This is a genomic window from Granulicella arctica (genome assembly GCF_025685605.1).
In the GTDB taxonomy this organism is placed as follows: domain Bacteria; phylum Acidobacteriota; class Terriglobia; order Terriglobales; family Acidobacteriaceae; genus Edaphobacter; species Edaphobacter arcticus.
On the sequence record NZ_JAGTUT010000001.1, the window covers coordinates 927,896 to 945,382 of the forward strand.

Annotated in this window: 16 protein-coding genes; 14 read left to right on the top strand and 2 right to left on the bottom strand. The window is 61.9% G+C overall.

The window, feature by feature from the left end; all coding sequences use genetic code 11:
• The first annotated feature begins 55 nt into the window (after positions 1-55).
• The 7 genes from tldD to OHL20_RS03845 all read left to right on the top strand — a co-directional run bounded on the left by tldD (position 56) and on the right by OHL20_RS03845 (position 7,702).
• Complete coding sequence (gene tldD / locus OHL20_RS03815) at positions 56-1,510, top strand: metalloprotease TldD (protein WP_263381888.1); 1,455 nt, start codon at positions 56-58, stop codon at positions 1,508-1,510.
• Positions 1,510-1,818 carry a hypothetical protein gene (locus tag OHL20_RS03820; protein WP_263381889.1) on the top strand — a complete coding sequence of 103 codons (309 nt, stop codon included), beginning with the start codon at positions 1,510-1,512 and terminating at the stop codon, positions 1,816-1,818. Before tldD ends, OHL20_RS03820 begins: the two co-directional genes overlap by 1 nt.
• A 94-nt stretch (positions 1,819-1,912) precedes the next feature.
• Positions 1,913-2,224, top strand: coding sequence for a hypothetical protein (locus OHL20_RS03825; RefSeq protein WP_263381890.1), 312 nt, complete (start codon positions 1,913-1,915; stop codon positions 2,222-2,224).
• Between the two features lie 21 nt (positions 2,225-2,245).
• A complete protein-coding gene (locus OHL20_RS03830; RefSeq protein WP_263381891.1) occupies positions 2,246-3,646 on the top strand; it encodes a TldD/PmbA family protein in 1,401 nt (466 codons plus the stop codon).
• 22 nt (positions 3,647-3,668) lie between these two features.
• Positions 3,669-5,123 carry an excinuclease ABC subunit C gene (locus tag OHL20_RS03835; RefSeq protein ID WP_263381892.1) on the top strand — a complete coding sequence of 485 codons (1,455 nt, stop codon included), beginning with the start codon at positions 3,669-3,671 and terminating at the stop codon, positions 5,121-5,123.
• A gap of 66 nt (positions 5,124-5,189) precedes the next feature.
• Entirely contained in the window at positions 5,190-5,864 is a 675-nt protein-coding gene (gene rpe, locus OHL20_RS03840; protein WP_263381893.1) for a ribulose-phosphate 3-epimerase, read from the top strand.
• Positions 5,865-5,932: 68 nt separating this feature from the next.
• Positions 5,933-7,702 (top strand): outer membrane protein assembly factor BamD, encoded by a 1,770-nt coding sequence (locus OHL20_RS03845; protein ID WP_263381894.1) that lies wholly within the window; start codon positions 5,933-5,935, stop codon positions 7,700-7,702.
• A gap of 69 nt (positions 7,703-7,771) precedes the next feature.
• Here OHL20_RS03845 and OHL20_RS03850 read toward each other — a convergent pair whose 3' ends face one another.
• A complete protein-coding gene (locus OHL20_RS03850; protein ID WP_263381895.1) occupies positions 7,772-8,263 on the bottom strand; it encodes a hypothetical protein in 492 nt (163 codons plus the stop codon).
• Between the two features lie 75 nt (positions 8,264-8,338).
• On the opposite strand from OHL20_RS03850, the gene OHL20_RS03855 reads away from it, so the two are divergent.
• Together OHL20_RS03855 and OHL20_RS03860 are read left to right on the top strand one after the other, a co-directional pair.
• Positions 8,339-11,098 (top strand): valine--tRNA ligase, encoded by a 2,760-nt coding sequence (locus tag OHL20_RS03855; protein ID WP_263381896.1) that lies wholly within the window; start codon positions 8,339-8,341, stop codon positions 11,096-11,098.
• Between the two features lie 51 nt (positions 11,099-11,149).
• A complete protein-coding gene (locus OHL20_RS03860; RefSeq protein ID WP_263381897.1) occupies positions 11,150-12,349 on the top strand; it encodes a DUF2252 domain-containing protein in 1,200 nt (399 codons plus the stop codon).
• A 19-nt stretch (positions 12,350-12,368) separates the two neighbouring features.
• Here the strand turns inward: OHL20_RS03860 and OHL20_RS03865 are convergent, their stop codons facing one another.
• Complete coding sequence (locus OHL20_RS03865; RefSeq protein WP_263381898.1) at positions 12,369-12,776, bottom strand: hypothetical protein; 408 nt, start codon at positions 12,774-12,776, stop codon at positions 12,369-12,371.
• A gap of 178 nt (positions 12,777-12,954) precedes the next feature.
• On the opposite strand from OHL20_RS03865, the gene nadC reads away from it, so the two are divergent.
• The 5 genes from nadC (at position 12,955) to rlmD (ending at position 17,481) form a co-directional block, all read left to right on the top strand.
• Positions 12,955-13,836 (top strand): carboxylating nicotinate-nucleotide diphosphorylase, encoded by an 882-nt coding sequence (gene nadC / locus OHL20_RS03870; RefSeq protein WP_263381899.1) that lies wholly within the window; start codon positions 12,955-12,957, stop codon positions 13,834-13,836.
• Positions 13,826-14,635 carry a biotin--[acetyl-CoA-carboxylase] ligase gene (locus tag OHL20_RS03875; RefSeq protein WP_263381900.1) on the top strand — a complete coding sequence of 270 codons (810 nt, stop codon included), beginning with the start codon at positions 13,826-13,828 and terminating at the stop codon, positions 14,633-14,635. The genes nadC and OHL20_RS03875 overlap by 11 nt, the downstream gene beginning before the upstream one ends.
• Positions 14,636-14,649: 14 nt before the next feature.
• Positions 14,650-15,447, top strand: coding sequence for a type III pantothenate kinase (locus OHL20_RS03880; protein ID WP_263381901.1), 798 nt, complete (start codon positions 14,650-14,652; stop codon positions 15,445-15,447).
• On the top strand, positions 15,447-16,157 hold the full coding sequence (locus OHL20_RS03885) for a hypothetical protein (protein WP_263381902.1): 711 nt from the start codon (positions 15,447-15,449) through the stop codon (positions 16,155-16,157). The genes OHL20_RS03880 and OHL20_RS03885 overlap by 1 nt, the downstream gene beginning before the upstream one ends.
• 70 nt (positions 16,158-16,227) lie before the next feature.
• The gene (rlmD, locus tag OHL20_RS03890) at positions 16,228-17,481 is read left to right on the top strand and encodes a 23S rRNA (uracil(1939)-C(5))-methyltransferase RlmD (protein WP_263381903.1); all 1,254 of its coding nucleotides are present in this window, start codon (positions 16,228-16,230) and stop codon (positions 17,479-17,481) included.
• The last annotated feature ends 6 nt before the right edge of the window (positions 17,482-17,487 follow it).

Below are 17,487 nucleotides of genomic sequence, written 5' to 3' on the forward strand. Positions count from 1 at the left end.
CCCGGAAAAGACATGTCATTTGCCGATGGCCCTCCCGGGGCCTAGAATCAAGAAGATGACATTGTCCCCCCTCGAACGAAAGCAGGACCATAAACTCTATTTCATCGAGAAGCTCGGCCTATCCGAACGTCTCATGGAACGATGTCTGGGCGAAGCACTTTCCGCCGGCGGCGACTACGCAGACCTTTACTTTGAGTCAGTTACCTCCACCTCCCTCGGCATCGACGAGTCGCTTGTAAAATCTGCCAGCCAGGGAATCAGCGTCGGCTGCGGCATCCGCGTCCTCTCCGGCGAGCGCACCGGCTACGCCTACACGGACGATCTCTCGAGCGAACGCCTCCTTCGCGCCGCCCGCACCGCGGCCCTGATCGCCAGCGCGCCCGCGAAGCAGCAGATGAGCGGCTTCCGCCATACCGAAACTCCGTCGCTCTACCCCGCCGCCGGAGCCACCGCCGACGCGGAGATCGCCGCAAAGCTCGCCCTCATCCAGCGCGCAGACAAAGCAGCCCGCGCCTACGACCCCCGTATCACCCAGGTCCGTGCTGGCTTCAACGACGAGCTGCGCCGCATCCTCGTCGCTGCCTCGGACGGCACCTTCGCCTCGGACACCCAGCCCCTCGCCCGCCTCAACGTCTTCGTCATCGCGAAGGACGGCATCAACACCGCACGCGGCACCTCCGGCGGTGGTGGACGCGTCTCCATGGACTTCTTCGAAGATGAAAAGTCCCCCGAGCACTTCGCCCACGAAGCCGCCCGCACCGCCATCCTCCAGCTCGGCGCCGTCGACGCACCTGCCGGTGAGATGCCCGTCGTCCTCGGTCCCGGCTGGCCCGGCGTCCTGCTTCATGAGGCGGTAGGTCATGGTCTCGAAGCCGACTTCAACCGGAAGAAAACCTCCGCCTTCGCTGGTCTCATCGGCAAGCAGGTAGCCAGCAGCAAGGTCACCGTCGTCGATAACGGCCTCATGCCCAACCGACGGGGGTCGATCAATATGGATGACGAAGGAAACCCGACCCAGGAGACCGTACTGATCGAGAACGGCATCCTGAAGGGCTACCTCTCGGACAAGCTCTCATCGCGCCTGATGGGAACACCAAACACCGGCAGTGGTCGTCGCGAGAGCTACCACCACATCCCCATGCCGCGCATGACCAACACCTACATGCTCAACGGCGACGATTTGCCCGAAGACATCATCAAGAGCGTCAAGCGCGGTCTCTATGCCGTCAACTTCGGCGGTGGACAGGTCGACATCACCAACGGCAAGTTCGTCTTCTCAGCCTCCGAGGCCTATCTCATCGAAGACGGCAAGGTGACCCGGCCCGTCAAGGGCGCAACCCTCGTCGGTAACGGTCCCGAGGCTCTCAAGTTTGTCTCGATGGTCGGCAACGACCTCGCATTGGACGAAGGCATTGGCACCTGCGGCAAGGCCGGACAAAGTGTTCCAGTAGGCGTGGGCATGCCAACGATTAAGCTCGACCGCATGACGGTCGGGGGAACAGGACAGTAATGGCAGCCGAACGCGAAAAGATGTTTGAGTGTGAAGTAAAACGTCGTCGTCAAAAAGAAGGTGGCGGATACGAACCGTTCTGGAAGATCAAGAATGTTGCCGTAGCTCTCAGCGATAGCGATACAGAGTTCCGTTGCAAAGACTGCTTCGGTGCAGTCAAGCTGCTCGGTCGCAACGGTAAGGTCGGTACAGTACCGTACGTCGAGCACAAGCTCACCACTGACTCCGAATATTGCGTCAGCGGTCTGCTCTTCAAGAAGGCTACAGACGGCCGCGAAGCCAAACCATCGGAACATCCCGTCGAGTAGCAGGCCCTTGCACTAGCAGCTTCGCCCGAAGCTGGCACCAGATTAGAAAGCTTCCCTAACGCTCCATAAAATTCAAGCACGCCCGAGGTTAACAATGGCAACGGAACGAGAGATGATCTACGAGTGCCAGGTCAAGCGTCGCCGCGTCCGCGCAACAGGCGGATACGAACCATTCTGGAAGTTGAAGACGGTCGTTGAGGCACTGGACGACAGCGACACCGAATTCCGCTGCAAAGACTGCTTCGGACCCGTCAAGCTCAACGTCCGCACCGTGACCGAGGGCACTGCCCCGCGCCACATGAAGCACAAGCTCCGCAGCGACTCCGAATACTGCCCCGGTGGCCTTTACTTCCGCACCTCCACCGACGGTCGCCTGCCCCGCATCTCTGAAGCACCTGTCCGTTAACATCGCTGTGAGGTCTGCCGCTTGTCCCAGTCTATTGCCCCTGCTCTCTCCTCGGATCTGAAGCAACTAGCCGCCGATGTGCTCGCGAAAGCCCTGCGCGCCGGGGCCACCGACGCCGAAGCGGTCGTCTACGAGGGAGAGCAGTTCGAAGTCCTCGTTCGACTTGGACAGGTAGAGACGCTCAAGGAGTCAGGCTCACGCGCTGTCGGCTTGCGCGTCTTCATCGCCTCCGGCAAAGCCCAGCGCACGGCCAGTACCTCGTCGTCGGACTTCTCCAGTGACTCGATCGAACGCCTCGTCGACGGTGCCGTCACGCTCGCCAGAATCACCAGCGAGGACCCCTTCGCAGGTCTTCCCGAACCCGAAGCCTTCGGCAAACTCGACGGCGATCTTCATCTCTACTTCGACGACGTCAACGAGCAGCCGCCAGCCGAGCGGATCGAGATCGCGCGCCGTGTCGAAGCCGCAGCCATGTCCTACGACACGCGCATCCAGAACTCCAAGGGCGGTGACTTCGACACCTCAACCTCGCACAAGATTTTGATGAATTCGCGCGGCTTTACTGGCGAGTATCGCCGCTCCTACTGCGGCTTCTCGGCCGCACCCATCGCGCAGGATGCCACCGGCAACATGCAGCAGAACTACTGGTACTCGAACTCCCGCTCCACACGCAAGCTTGAGAACCCTGAAGACATTGGCATCATCGCCGCGCAGCGCACCCTTCGTCGCCTCGGTGCGCGGCAGGTCAAGACCCAGAAGGCTCCAGTCGTCTTCTCTCCCGAGATCGCCCGCTCCATCATCGCCAACATCTTCGAAGCTGCCAATGGCGACTCTATCTACCGTCACGCCAGCTTCTTCGCCGACATGCTCGGCGAGCGTGTTGCTGGAGAAAACATCACCGTCATTGACGATGGCACCATGGTGCATGACGGCATCGGCGGCTACGGAACAGCTCCTTTTGACGGCGAAGGTCTGCCGACACGCCGCAAAGCGCTGGTCGAAAACGGCATCCTGAAGAACTACGTCATGAACACCTACACCGCGCGCAAGCTGGGCATGGTCTCCACCGGAAACGCCTCGCGCGGCCTGGCCGGCAACCCCGGCATCGGCGCCGGAAACTTCTACCTCGAGCCCGGCACCCTCACCCCGGAACAGATTATCGGCGACGTCAAAGACGGCCTCTACGTCACCCAGACCATGGGCTTCGGCGTAAACCTCGTCACCGGCGACTACTCCCAGGGCGCCAGCGGCCTCTGGATCGAGAACGGCGAGCTAAGCTACCCGGTCGAAGAGATCACCATCGCTGGCAATCTCAAGGACATGTACAAGAACATAGTTGCCATCGGCAATGACCTCGTCTTCCGCGGCGCAAGCGCATCCCCCACCATCCGCGTCGAAGGCATGATGATCGCCGGCTCGTAAGCAAGCCGACTACAATCGACTCGTGGCAACGCCCTTCCAGTTCGAGCACGCCGTAGAGTTCGCCCCGGATCGTGCACTCGAAGTCCTTCGCGCCATCCCCGCGCTGCCTGGCGTCTTCGCCCTCCGCGGCGCCCGTGACACCGACGAGCCCTACCTCACTCGCGCCGCGGACATCCGTCGCCGCATCACCCGTCTCCTCGCGCCACCCGAGTCGCAGTCGAAGCGTCTCAACCTCCGCGACAAAGTCGTCCGCATCGACTATTGCATCACCGGCTCCGAGTTCGAGTCGACCCTCGTCCTCTACCATGCCGCCGCCGCAGAGTTCGGCTACGCGGAAGCCCGCCGACGGCTCAAACTGCACACCCCCTACTTCCTCCGCCTCACCATGGAGAACCAGCACCCCCGCGTCTACTCCACCAACCGGCTCTCGAAGCGCGGCCTCGCACAAATGTACGGCCCCTTTCCTTCACGGATGGCCGCCGAGCGCTACTGCGACGCTGTCCTCGATCTCTTCAAACTCCGCCGCTGCTACGAGGACCTCGCCCCTTACCCCGAGCATCCCGGCTGCGTGTACCAGGAGATGAAGAAGTGCCTCGCCCCCTGCAACCAAGCCTGTACTCCTGAGGAATATGCCGCCGAGGCCGCAGCAATTAAAGCCTTCTTCGACACCTGCGGCGCAAGCATGCTGACAGCGATCGGTGAGGAGCGCGACAAAGCTTCAGCCGAGATGGAGTTTGAAACGGCCGCGACCCTTCACACGCAATATCAAAAGGTAAAATCAGCGGCCTCGCTCGCCGACGAGATCGTACGGCCAGTCCCCAACCTGCGGGCCATCATCGTGCAGCCCTCCGCGCAGATCGAGACAGCAGTAAGCGAAGCGGCAGTCTTTCTTCTCGAAGGCGGATGCCTAGCCGGACCAGAACGCCTTTCCACCCTTGGCGTACGCGCCGTCAAAGAGCAGACCAGCGTAGGCAGCAGTCTCTTCGCCCAACCCCTCATGCTTCAGGCTGTGCCGCTCGTAGAAGAGGGCGTCGTCACCCCTGTACCTGCCACCTACAACCCCGAGGAGCGGGCCGAAGGAGTCATCAACCGGCTGACCGAAAAACAATCTGAAAGCACCGACATCGCCCTCCTTAGCGATCACCTCTCCCTCTTCCGCCGCTGGTACTACCGGCCTGAGAAGCAGCGCAGCGGCGAGATCTTCTTTCCCTATCCCGACCGGAACTGGCCGGTAAGGCGCATCCTTCGCGGCGCCGCGCGCATGGTGTTGGGGGAACCAACCGCTATCGCCGAAACGAAGCGCGAGGCCGCCAAAGGAGCAAAGGTCCGTATTCTCCACGAGGGGCGTCCCGACGTGGAGCGAATCGTGCCGGTCATCGTCAAGGCTCCACGCGACCCCGAACCACCGCAGGCATTTACCAGCAGGCGATCTACGCCGAACGCGACTCCCGACGAGGAGCAAAAAGCGACCCACTGATACACTTTGGCCTGGCGGCCCGGTTCGAACGGCCCATGCCAACACCTTCCTTTTGAGGCACACTCCGTGATTGAACTGGCTTTTTCGATACTCGCCTCCGACTTCGCGCACCTTGCGGACGAGGTAGCCGCGGCTGAGCGTGGCGGGGGCTCCATCGTCCACATCGACGTCATGGACGGCCACTTCGTCCCGAACATCACCTTCGGCCCCCCCATGGTCAAGGCCGTCCGCAGCATCACCAAGCTACCGCTCGACTGCCACCTGATGATCGAGAATCCTGACGCCTTCATCCCCGACTTCGCTGAAGCTGGCGCAGACATGGTCAGCGTCCACCAGGAGGTCTGCCGACACCTCCATCGCACCTTGCAACTGATCGAGCAGCACGGCATGAAGCCCGCCGTCGTCATCAATCCAGCCACCCCGGTCGATACCCTGATCGAAATCCTGCCCATGGTGCATCACGTCCTCGTCATGAGCGTGAACCCCGGCTTTGGCGGCCAGAAGTTTCTTCCCCTCGCCCTCGACAAGATTGGCCTGCTCGCCGAGATCCGCGAGGAGCTTGGCCTGAACTTCCGCATCGAAGTGGACGGCGGCGTCGCTCACGATACCGTCGCCCAGGTGGTCCAAGCAGGAGCGGACATGCTTGTCGCCGGCTCAGCGGTCTTCAGCCCCGGCAAGACGGAGCACAACGCCCGTGAGCTACTGGCAGCGGCGCGAGCGGCAGCCGAGATACAAGATTGATAGAAAGATTTAGACTAAAAACAGCCTGGGCGTCGATGAGGACGCGAGGCGACGGGGTAGATCCACTGATGACGAAGCCTTCTTTCTTTCCCAGCCTGCGCGCCGGCCTCCTTGCCGGGGTCGCGGTTGCCGCTTTTTGTGCGTTGAACGTGAACGCCAGGGCCCAGGACGCCGCTGCGAATCCGGCACAGACCACCTCACCCGCCGTCCCCGTGCCGCAGGTAGGCGGAACGCTGAACACTAATCCGGCGCTGGTTCCCGACAAGAAGGACAAGCTCACCAAGGAAGAGAAGCGTGAGTCGAAGGTCATCCAGTCCAAGGACACCAAGCAGCAGCTCCGTAAGGATAAGAAGGTCACGAAGGATAATCCGCTCGCCGGTCAGGACGCCAAGCTCCCCGATAAGCAACTCTTCGACAAGGCGCTCGACGCCAGCAAGCGCGGCCACTTCGATGTCGCCCGTCTCGATCTGCAGACGCTCCTCAACACCTACCCTGATTCGCAGTTCCAGATGCGCGCCAAGCTCGCCATCGCCGATTCCTGGTACAAGGAGGGTGGCACCGCAGCCCTCACCCAGGCCGAGAGCGAGTACAAGGACTTCATTACCTTCTTCCCCAACGCACCCGAGGCCGCCGAGGCCCAGATGCGCGTCGGTGACATTTACTTCCGCCAGATGGACAAGCCCGACCGTGACTACTCGAAGTCTCGCCACGCCGAGGAAGAGTATCGCCTGATGTTGCAGCAGTTCCCCGAATCGACCCTTGTACCCGCGGCCCAGCAGCGCCTGCGCGAAGTCCAGGAGGTCATGGCGACCCGCGAGACCGACATCGCTGCCTTCTACGCGACCCGTGCCGCCTGGCCCGCAACTATCGCCCGTTACCAGACCGTGGTCGACACCTACCCACAGTACAGCCACATGGATGACGCGCTGATCGGCCTCGGTGATGCCTATGAGTCCGAAGCCCGTTACGTCCGCACCCTGAAGCTTCCCGAAGCCGGCAAGGCCCGCCTCGAGAAGGTCTACGACGACCAGGCCTCCGCCGCCTACAAGCGCGTCGTCATGGAGCATTCCGCTTCGGCCCACGTCGAAGATGCGAAGGATCGCCTCGCAGCGATGAACCTTCCCATCCCAACGCCCACACCGGAGCAGATGGCTGCCAGCGTAGCGCTTGAAAACAGCCGCGCCCAGTACAAGCTCACCGATCGTGTCGGCCTGATCCTCTTCCGCAAGCCCGACGTGGTCACAGCAGCACGCGTTGGCGATCCGCCACTCGTCGACCCCAAGCCAACGCTCGCCCCGCAGGTCACACGCGCGATCGTGGCTGACTTCAACACAGCCCTTAATCCAAACGCATCTACCGCAAAGGTGATCGCCCAGCCCGTTGTGAACGATAACGCGGCCCCTGCCGATACGGCAGCCACTGCTCCAGCGGCACCCGCTGCCCCCCTCGCCTTTGGCGATGTACCGACGGCAGCCAGTGGCTCCGGCGGAGGCTCTGCAGTCATGACGGCCGTCCCCGGAACCGCAAGCGGCGAACGGACCACCGGCTCAGGCGGCGGGTCGATGGGGGTCGAGATCGTCTCGCCCAATTCCCCCACCCCACCGGCAGATAATGGCGGACTGAAGGCTGTTGGTCCGGAAAATTCCGTACCGCTTCCAGCCGTTGAAAAGGCTGCTCCAGCACCCGAGAGCGTCAACGATATCAAATCCGGAACGCAGCCCGCCGCCCAGGCACCTCCTGCGAACGGCAAGAAGGTCAAGCCGGACTTCGACAAGAGTGACGAGTCCTCCAGCAAGCACAAGAAGAAGAAGGGCCTGAACAAAGTAAACCCCTTCTAGATCCCCACAAATCATCACAGACGAAAGGGATGCAGCCATGGCTGCATCCCTTTTTGTCTGCCTCTTGAGCTACCTTCGAGGCGGGTAAGGATACCGGTTCCGCCGTACCAGCCACACGATCAGCCAGATAATCCCGATCAGGATCAGCAGCGGAGCCAACGCTACGAGCAGCCATCCGCGACCTTCGACGACAGTCTTGTCACCATGTACCGTCGCGTTCGGAGCGAGGCGCAGCTCCCCGGCCACGACCGCGAGGTCGCCATGGATCGTCGCATCATCGCCGGCCGACACATCTCCGCCAACCACCGCAACGTCGCCCGAAATCGTGTGGTTCGCATCCACATCAACACTGCCGAAGACCACCGCCACATCACCCTCGATGTCCCCATGCGCGTGGACCGAGCAAAAGACGCAGACGATATCGTCTGCTGTTTCGCCCTCATCGATCGTCACGTCATGCCCAAAACTGACGCGGCCGTTATCACCATGACTGTGGCGCGACGCAAAGGCCGGCATGGTTGCAGTAAGTACTAGAAGCGCGGCAATCGTCACTCTCGACATGAACCCTCTGTAAAGCCTACGGAATGTTGGAACGATCGGGACGGCCGTACCGTCGATGCTACCCTTAAGACACTGATGAGCCACGAACTTTCTAAAGCATACGATCCATCCGCTATCGAAGAACGCTGGGCCGAGTACTGGGTCCGTGAACGCCTGTTTGATGTTGCCACGCCAGCAGATACGTCAGCCGCGACGAAGAAGTTCACCATGCTCCTGCCGCCGCCGAATGTTACCGGCCGCCTCCACATGGGCCATATGCTCAACCAGGCCGAGATGGACATCCTCACCCGCTGGCACCGCATGTCCGGCGACGTCTCCATGTGGGTTCCCGGCACCGACCACGCCGGCATTGCCACCCAGATGATGGTCGAGCGCCAGCTCGCCTCTGAAGGCTCCTCCCGCCAGCAACTTGGCCGCGAAGCCTTCACAGCCCGCGTCTGGGAGTGGAAGAACCTCTACGGCGGAGCCATCCTCGACCAGATGAAGCGCCTTGGCGCCTCCGTCGACTGGAGCCGCGAGTACTTCACCATGGACGACCGCCTTAGCGTCGCCGTCAAGGAAGCCTTCGTGCGCCTCCACGAGCAAGGCCTCATCTATCGCGGGGCCTACATCGTCAACTGGGACCCGCAGATCCGCACCGCCGTCTCCGACCTCGAGGTCGTCCACGAAGAGCGCGCAGGCAAGCTCTACTCCCTCCGCTACCCCTTCGCTGACGGCACCGGCTCCATCGTCATCGCGACCACTCGCCCCGAGACCATGCTGGGCGACACCGCCGTCGTCGTCAACCCCACCGACGAGCGTTACCTCGGCCTCCACGGCAAGTTCGTCCGCCTGCCCCTCAGCGGCGTGGACGGTGGACCCGATCGCGAAATCCCCATCCTCGCCGACGACTGGGCCAAGCCCGAGTTCGGTACCGGCGCCGTCAAGGTCACGCCCGCACACGATCCCAACGACTTCGCCATCGGCCAGCGCCACAACCTGCCCAACCTCACCATCCTCGATGAGACGGCACACGTGCTCCTGCCCGGCTCCCCCTACAACGGCCTGGACCGCTACGTAGCACGCGAGAAGATCCTCGCCGACCTGGGCGCCCTCGGTCTCCTCGTCGAAGTAAAGGACCACACCCTCGCCATCGGACTCAGCCAGCGCAGCGGCGTCGTCATCGAGCCGCGCCTCTCCAACCAGTGGTTCGTCAAGATCGCGCCCCTCGCCGAAAAAGCCATCCGCGCCGTAGACGAAGGCCACATCAAGTTCACGCCCGATCAATACCGCAAGACCTACGACGAGTGGATGCGCAATATCCACGACTGGTGCATCTCCCGCCAGCTCTGGTGGGGCCACCGCATCCCCGCCTGGCACTGCAGCGCCTGCAGCAAGATCACCGTGGCACGTGAAACACCTGCAACGTGCAGTCATTGCCACTCGGCAGAGATCACCCAGGAGACCGACGTCCTCGACACCTGGTTCTCCTCCGGCCTGCTTCCCTTCACCGTCTTCGGCTGGCCCGAAAACACACCAGACCTCGCAGCCTTCTATCCGACACAGCTTCTCGTCACCGGCTTCGACATTCTCTTCTTCTGGGTCGCCCGCATGATCATGCTCGGCACCCATTTCATGCTCGACGTCCCCATGCCCGACGGCTCGCCACGCACCCTTAAAGATGCTGTGCCCTTCCAGGAGGTCTACATCCACGCCCTCGTCCGCGATGCCGACCGCCAGAAGATGTCGAAGACCAAGGGCAATGTCATCGACCCCATCGACATCATCGGTCGCTTCGGAACCGATGCCGTCCGTTTCACGCTCGCCAGCATGGCCTCACCCGGCACCGACATCGCCTTCTCCGAAGCCCGCACCGAGGGCAATCGCGCCTTCGCCAATAAGATCTGGAACGCCGCCCGCTTCCTCTTCATGAACGTCGATCGCGCCGCCGAAGCAGGCGTCAGCATCGACCTCACGCAGCTAGCCGCTGCCCTCAACTCAACAGAGGATGCACCCTTAGAAACACGCTGGATTCTAAGCCGCCTCCACGCCGCCTCCGCAGCCGTAGAAAAGTCCCTCACCGACTACCGCTTCGACGAAGCCGCCAACGCCATCTACCAGTTCTTCTGGGGCGACTTCTGCGACTGGTACATCGAGATCGTCAAGCTCAGGCTGGAGTTTGGCGAAGGTGCCGACCTCATCGCCGCCAAAGCCGCACTCACCACCCTGCTCGCTGTCTTCGAAGCCGCCCTGCGCCTCCTCAGCCCCTTCATGCCCTTCATCACCGAAGAGATCTGGCACGCCTTCTACGACAACATCACGCCCGAAAAATCCATCGCCCTCACCCGCTTTCCAAGTGCATCCGAGATCGCCTCAGACCCCGCCAGCGTAGCCGCAATGGAGACCCTCCAGCAGCTCATCGTCACCGTCCGCGGGCTTCGCAAAGAGATCGCCATCCCCGAAAAAGAGTTCGCACACATCACCGTCTCCGGTAACAGCAGCGTCCTAAAACTCGCTGGTGACAACAAGGGCCTGCTCTTCCGCCTCGCCCGCGTAAGCGACGTCGCGTTCGCCACCGCAACCCTCTCTGGCGACAACGCCCGCAGCACCGCAGACTTCGACGTAGCCGTCATCTACGAGCGCCAGATCGACGTACCCGCAGAGCGCGAGCGCCTCACCAAAGACATCGCCAGGTTCGAGAAGGGTCTCGCGGCTGCCAACCGCCAACTCGGCAACGAAACTTTCATGTCCAAGGCTCCCGCCCACATCGTCGACGGCCTGCGCAAACAGTCCTCCGAAACCCAGATGCTCTACGACAAAGCAAAAAGCGCGTTCGATGCTCTACCGCCTGAATAGCTATGTCGTGAGATTTGTTACAAACGTGTAAATTCCTGCATCTACACATTCATGGGTAAGCAGGTTATTGAGATTAAGCCGGGCGACCGTCTGGCTGTACTAGAGAAACGTCGCAAGTTGAAGATGGCCCGTTCCGCGCACGCCTATGTGCGCGGTAATACCATCCAGTTCTACGAGTGGCTTCAAGGTGGCGAAGGAGCAAAGCTGCCGCAAGGCCCCGCTATCTGGATCTGCGGCGACTGCCACGCTGGCAATCTCGGTCCCGTTGCCAACGCCGATGGAGCCGTCGAGATTCAGATTCGCGACCTCGACCAGACCGTCATCGGCAATCCCGCACACGACCTCATCCGCCTCGGCCTCTCGCTCGCCACCGCCGCACGTGGTTCCGACTTGCCCGGCGTCACTACCGCCGTCATGCTCGAGCAGATGGTCCAGGGCTACCGCGACGCCTTATCCTCGCCTCGCAAGCCCCTTCTCGATTGCGAGGATGAGGGGCCAGTTCAGATGGTTCTCGAATCCTCCATGAAGCGTAGCTGGCGCCACCTCGCCGAAGAGCGCATCGAAGACGTAACCCCCAAAATTCCGCTAGGCGATCGCTTCTGGGCACTCACTCAGGAGGAGCGCACCGCCATCGATGAGACCTTCGCTCAAGAGGACGTGCGGCAACTCATCAACGGCCTTGAGAAGCGAGAGAACGACGGCAAGATTCGCGTGCTCGACGCTGCCTACTGGATGAAGGGCTGCAGCTCCCTCGGACGTATGCGGTACGCCGTACTGCTTGGCATCGGACGCAAACGCGACCGCAAATACTGCCTCGTCGACCTGAAAGAAGCCGTCAAGGCCGCCGCACCCGCATCATCCAGGGTGGCCATGCCCGCCGACAACGCGCAGCGCGTCGTCACGGGCGCTTGCAGTCTTTCGCCCTATCTCGGGGAGCGGATGTTGGCCACACGCTTCCTGCAAAAACCTGTAGTCATGCGCGAATTGATGCCGCAAGACCTCAAGCTGGAGATGGAGCAACTCACTAGCGAACAAGCCGTTGCAGCCGCGCGCTACCTCTCAGGAGTAGTCGGCAAAGCGCACGCCCGCCAGATGGACAGTTCCGCCCGCAAGGCCTGGGCCGCCGAACTTGGCCGCAACCAATCGAAAAATCTCGACGCTCCCGGCTGGATGTGGCGCAGTGTCGTCGAACTTATCGCCAGCCACGAGACCGCTTACCTCGAGCATTGCCGCCGCTACGCCACCGCGTAACGCGAACTGTCCGCTCAGTCTATCGAGCGGGCGGTCCCGCCGTCGCCGCAGGCTCCGTCTCGACCATCTGCTGGATCTCGACATTCTCATGCTTGATGTCCAGCCGCAGCCGGTTGAACAGGCTCATATAAAAATTGGCCACCCACACCAGCGCAAACCAGCTGATGAGATACCCACGCCATCCGTCGTACAGCATCTGAAACCGCGTAATCACTAGAAAAAACGCAGTCACATAATGGCTAAAGCAATACTCACAGGTAAACAGGTAAAAGAACTTCCGCACCGGCAGCGGCTTGCACTTCTGGCTCTTATCCTTGCACCACTCCCGTGGCTCCCGAAAAACCTCTTCGTGCGTAACGGTCCAAGAGGCACACGCAATTGGCAGCGCAAGCAAAAGCAGGTAGGCAAGCTGGCGCGGCAAAGTCATTAACATAGAAATCCTCAAAAAACAGAACCCTGAACACCGATCAACGCGGATGGCACCGATCAAGTCCTTACTGCAAGAAAGTCGGTGTGATCCGCACTGTTTGGTGTTAAGCGGCTAAGCCCGTGCGCATACAGGACCTTGAGGGATTGGATGCGTCCTGAAGGTTTAGGATGACTGCATGGACTGGAAGAGCAAACGCGTACGCACCATCCTTGAAGCAGCGCTCGCCGAAGACAAGGCAGCCAACGATGTCACCACGGCCCTCACCGTCTCCCCCACCCTCCAGGCAACCGGCACCATCATCGCGAAACAGGCCTGCGTTATCTCCGGCCTCGGCTGCATCCCGGTCTTCCTCGATATCTTCGCCAAAATGAGCGGCACGCCCGGCCGCTTCGAGGTCGTCAGCCATCCCGAGATCTTCGACGGTGTCAAAGTCAAGAAGGGCCAGACCATCGCCGTCATCCGCTACAAGGCCGCAGCGCTGCTCTCCTGCGAGCGCGTCATCCTCAATCTCATCCAGCGCATGAGCGGCATCGCCACGCTCACCAACGAGTTTGTCAAAGAAGTCGCCCGCACCAAAACCAAAGTCCTTGACACCCGCAAGACCATCCCCGGCCTGCGCGCGCTCGACAAGTACGCCGTCTGCTGCGGCGGCGGCGTCAATCATCGCCTCGACCTGCAGGACGGCATCCTCATTAAGAACAATCACATCTCGCTCGGCGGTGGCCTCCCCACCGCCTTGGAGAATGCCCTGAAGGGCCGCCGCAAAGGTCAGGTCGTCCAGGTAGAAGTCCGCAGCACCGAAGAGCTGCAACAGGCAATCGCCGGTGGTGCCGAGTCCATCCTCCTCGACAACATGACCCCCGCCGCCGTCAAAAAGGCCGTCAAGCTCATCCGCACCGCCCTGCCTGCAATCCCCATCGAGGCCTCCGGCAACATGAACCTCAAGACCGTCCGCGCCTACGCCCAGGCAGGAGTCGACTTCGTCTCCGTCGGCGCACTCACCCACTCCGCCATCGCCGCAGACATCAGCATGAGGATCGCCGCGGATGCCTCCTAGCTCCGCCGCAACCTTCGACGTCACCGCCGTAGAGTCTGCGATCGCCAACACTCAATTCGCAGGGCTCGTACAGCACTTTCCCTCCGTCGGCTCGACCAGCACCCTCGCGCTCGAAGCCGCACAGTCCGGCACTAAAGGTGGCGTCTGGACCGCAGACGAACAGACTGCTGGCAGAGGTCGCGGTGGTCACGCCTGGCACTCCACCGCAGGTGACGGCCTCTACGTCAGCATCCTCGTCCAGCCCCGTATCGCGCTCGCGCAAGCCCTCAAACTCTCCCTCGCCACCGGTCTCGCCGCACAGTCCGCCATCGCTGAAACCACCGGCATGCAGCCTGACATCCGCTGGCCCAACGATCTCCTCCTCAACACCCGCAAGTGCGGCGGCATCCTCGTCGAAACCGCCATCGCTCCGCAAGCCGCAGACGAGCCAGCCATGCTCCGCTACGCCGTCATCGGCATCGGCATCAACGTCAATCACGCTGACTTTCCTCCCGACTTAGCCACGCTCGCCACCTCCCTCCGCCGCGAAACAGGAACACCCTGGCCCCGCGAACCTCTGCTCGCCGCCCTCCTCCGCGCCCTCGATCACGAGATTCACCTTCTCGCGGACGCGAATGATGACCTCCTCGAACGCTTCGCCAACGCCTCGAGTTGGGTCCGCGGCAAACGCGTCCGTGTAGGTGAAGCCGAAAGCTATACTGGCGTAACCTGTGGCCTCAACGCGGAAGGTTTTCTGATGATCGAAGGCGACGACGGCAAGCGCCACACGGTCCTCTCAGGCGGCGTCCGCCCTGCTTAGGCAAAGGAGTTTCGATGCTGCTGGCGATTGATGTAGGCAACTCCAACACGGTCTTCGCGCTGTATAAACTCGCCCCCGGCACACCCGCCGAGGTCGTCGCCGATTGGCGCATGACCACCCCCTCCGGTCAGACCACCGACGAGTTCGGCAGCACCCTCCGCAACATCTTCGCCCAGCGCGGCCTCGACCTGAACGTCGTCGATGGCATCGCCGTCTCCTCCGTCGTGCCCCCGCTCGACTGGATGCTCCGCCAGGTCTGCGAGCTTTACTTCAAAGTAAAACCACTCTTCATCGAGCCCGGCGTCAAGACCGGCCTCCCCGTCCTCACCGACAACCCAGCCGAGGTCGGAGCCGACCGTATCGCCAACTGCGTCGCCGCCTTCGACAAGTTCGGCGGTCCCACCATCGTCGTCGACATGGGCACCGCCACCACCTTCGATGTCATCTCGAAAAAAGGCGAATTCCTCGGCGGCGCCATCGCCCCCGGCCTCGGCATCTCCGCCGAAGCCCTCTTCGCCAAAGCCGCCCGCCTGCCTCGCATCGAAGTAAAAAAGCCCGCCAAGATCATAGGCACCGGCACCGTCGACAACATCCAGATCGGCCTCTACTACGGCTACATCGGCCTCGTCGACGGCATCCTCGAACGCATGATCGTCGAGACCGGCCCCGACACCAACACCGTCGCCACCGGCGGCCTCGCCCGCCTCATCGCTGGCGGCTCAAAATACCTCAAAACCGTAGACGACATGCTCACCCTCACCGGCCTCCGCATCATCTACGAGCGTCATCAGGAACGCAGCCGCAAACGCTGATGCAAAATTACTTCAACTACTTCACCGAGATCGAGGAGCGCTTCCAGCAACGCCGCGGTTCCCTCCTCATGCTCTCCACCCTCGATTGGGCTCTCATCGAAACATGGCGTGAAGCAGGCATCCCGCTCGAAGCCGTCCTGCGCGGCATCGATGAATCCTTCGATAAGCACGACGCAAAGGCTCGCCGAGCGACCACCCGCACCCGCAAGGTCAATGGCCTGGCATGGTGCGCCCAGGCCGTCATGGAAGCCGTCGAGCAGGCCAAGGAAGCAGCCATCGGCGCAGCCAAACCGCAGGATGACCGCGAGAGTGGCTTCGAGTTCGAACGCGTAGCTCGCTACCTGCACCAGAACGCCACCCGCATCGAAGCAGCCCAACTCCTGCCACCCGCAGACGCCATCGCCACCGAAACAGCCTCACGCCTGCGCGGCCTTGCCGAAGGCCTCCAGGCCGAACCCATCACCTCTCTCGAAGAGCTGGACCGCACCCTCAGCGTCCTCGAAGAACGCCTCTTCGCCGCCCTGATGACCGCGGCACCCGAGGATGAACTCATGGCCCTCAAGGAGCAGGCCGCCCGTGAACTAGCTCCCTACAAGGGCAAGATGCAGGCGGTCCAAATCAAACAGGTCCAGCAGCAATTCCTGCAAAAGAAAATGCTCGAAACCCGCAGCCTTCCCCGCCTGAGCCTCTTCTACATGAGCCTCGACTGAAGCACGGAAGCCCACCCACGCAGGGTGCCCGCACGGCAGCGCAAGCCGCAACGTAAACTAACAACACCTCATGAACATCCAAATCGACACCATGATCTACGGCGGTGCCGGCACAGCACCCCTCCCCGACGGCACCACCATCGCCGTACCCTTCACCCTCCCCGGCGAACATGTAACCATAAACGGTCACAATGAAGTCTCCGCCATCCTTGAAGCTTCACCCGACCGTGTCCCCGCACCCTGCCCCCACTTCGGCCCCTGCGGCGGCTGCCAGTATCAACACGCGACCTACCCCGCCCAGACCCGGATCAAACAAACAATCCTCCACAAGACACTAGCCACCACCGGTCTCACCAACCTCCCCGAAACCGTCATCCACACTGCAGAGCCATGGGGCTACCGCAACCGCATCCGCCTGCGTGTAGCCATCGTCGACGGCACACTCCGCATCGGCTACAACCGCCGCGGCACCTACGAGATGCTGCCCATCGTCGCCTGCCCCATCTCTGCGCCGCTCCTCCTCCGGGCCGCAGAAGCCGTACTAGCCGCCGCCGCAGCAACCCAGACATGGGACCGCAAACTCAATGAAATCGAACTCTTCACCAATAGCGACCAGTCATCGCTACAAATAACCTTCTTCCTGCGCACCGAAAAAGCCATCGACCTCAAGGCCTTCTGCACCCAACTTAAATTCACCATCCCCGAGCTGGCCGGAGCAGGCATCACCATCGTCGGCGAGTCCGGCCGCAAGGACCAGCCCGGCGCAAACTGGGGCGCAGCCGGTCTCCAATATCGAGCCGCCGGTCGCGACTACTGGGTCACGCGCGGCAACTTTTTTCAGGTCAATCGCTTCCTCGTCGACGCCCTCATCGCGCTCGTCACCGCCGACCGCACCGGCACCCTCGCATGGGACCTCTACGCCGGCGTAGGCCTCTTCTCCCGCATCCTTACCGAAACCTTCACCACCGTCGTCGGCGTAGAAACTATCGTCGGCGATCTGGCCAACGTCCTCAAAGGCAGCACCCACCGCGCCGTAGGCTCCACGGTGCTCGACTTCCTCCGCATGGCCATCCTCCAGCGCGAGCGCCCCGACCTCATCGTCATGGACCCGCCCCGCGCCGGCATCGGCCTCGAAGCCTGCGAACTCCTCGGCCGCATTCAGGCCCCACAGATGGTCTACGTCTCCTGCGATCCCGTCACCCTCGCCCGCGATCTCAAGGCGATGGTAGACTCCGGCTACACGATCCAACAGCTTCACCAGGTCGACCTGTTCCCCCAGACCTTCCACATGGAGACAGTCGTCCTACTCACCCGCTTACCGTAGAGCAGC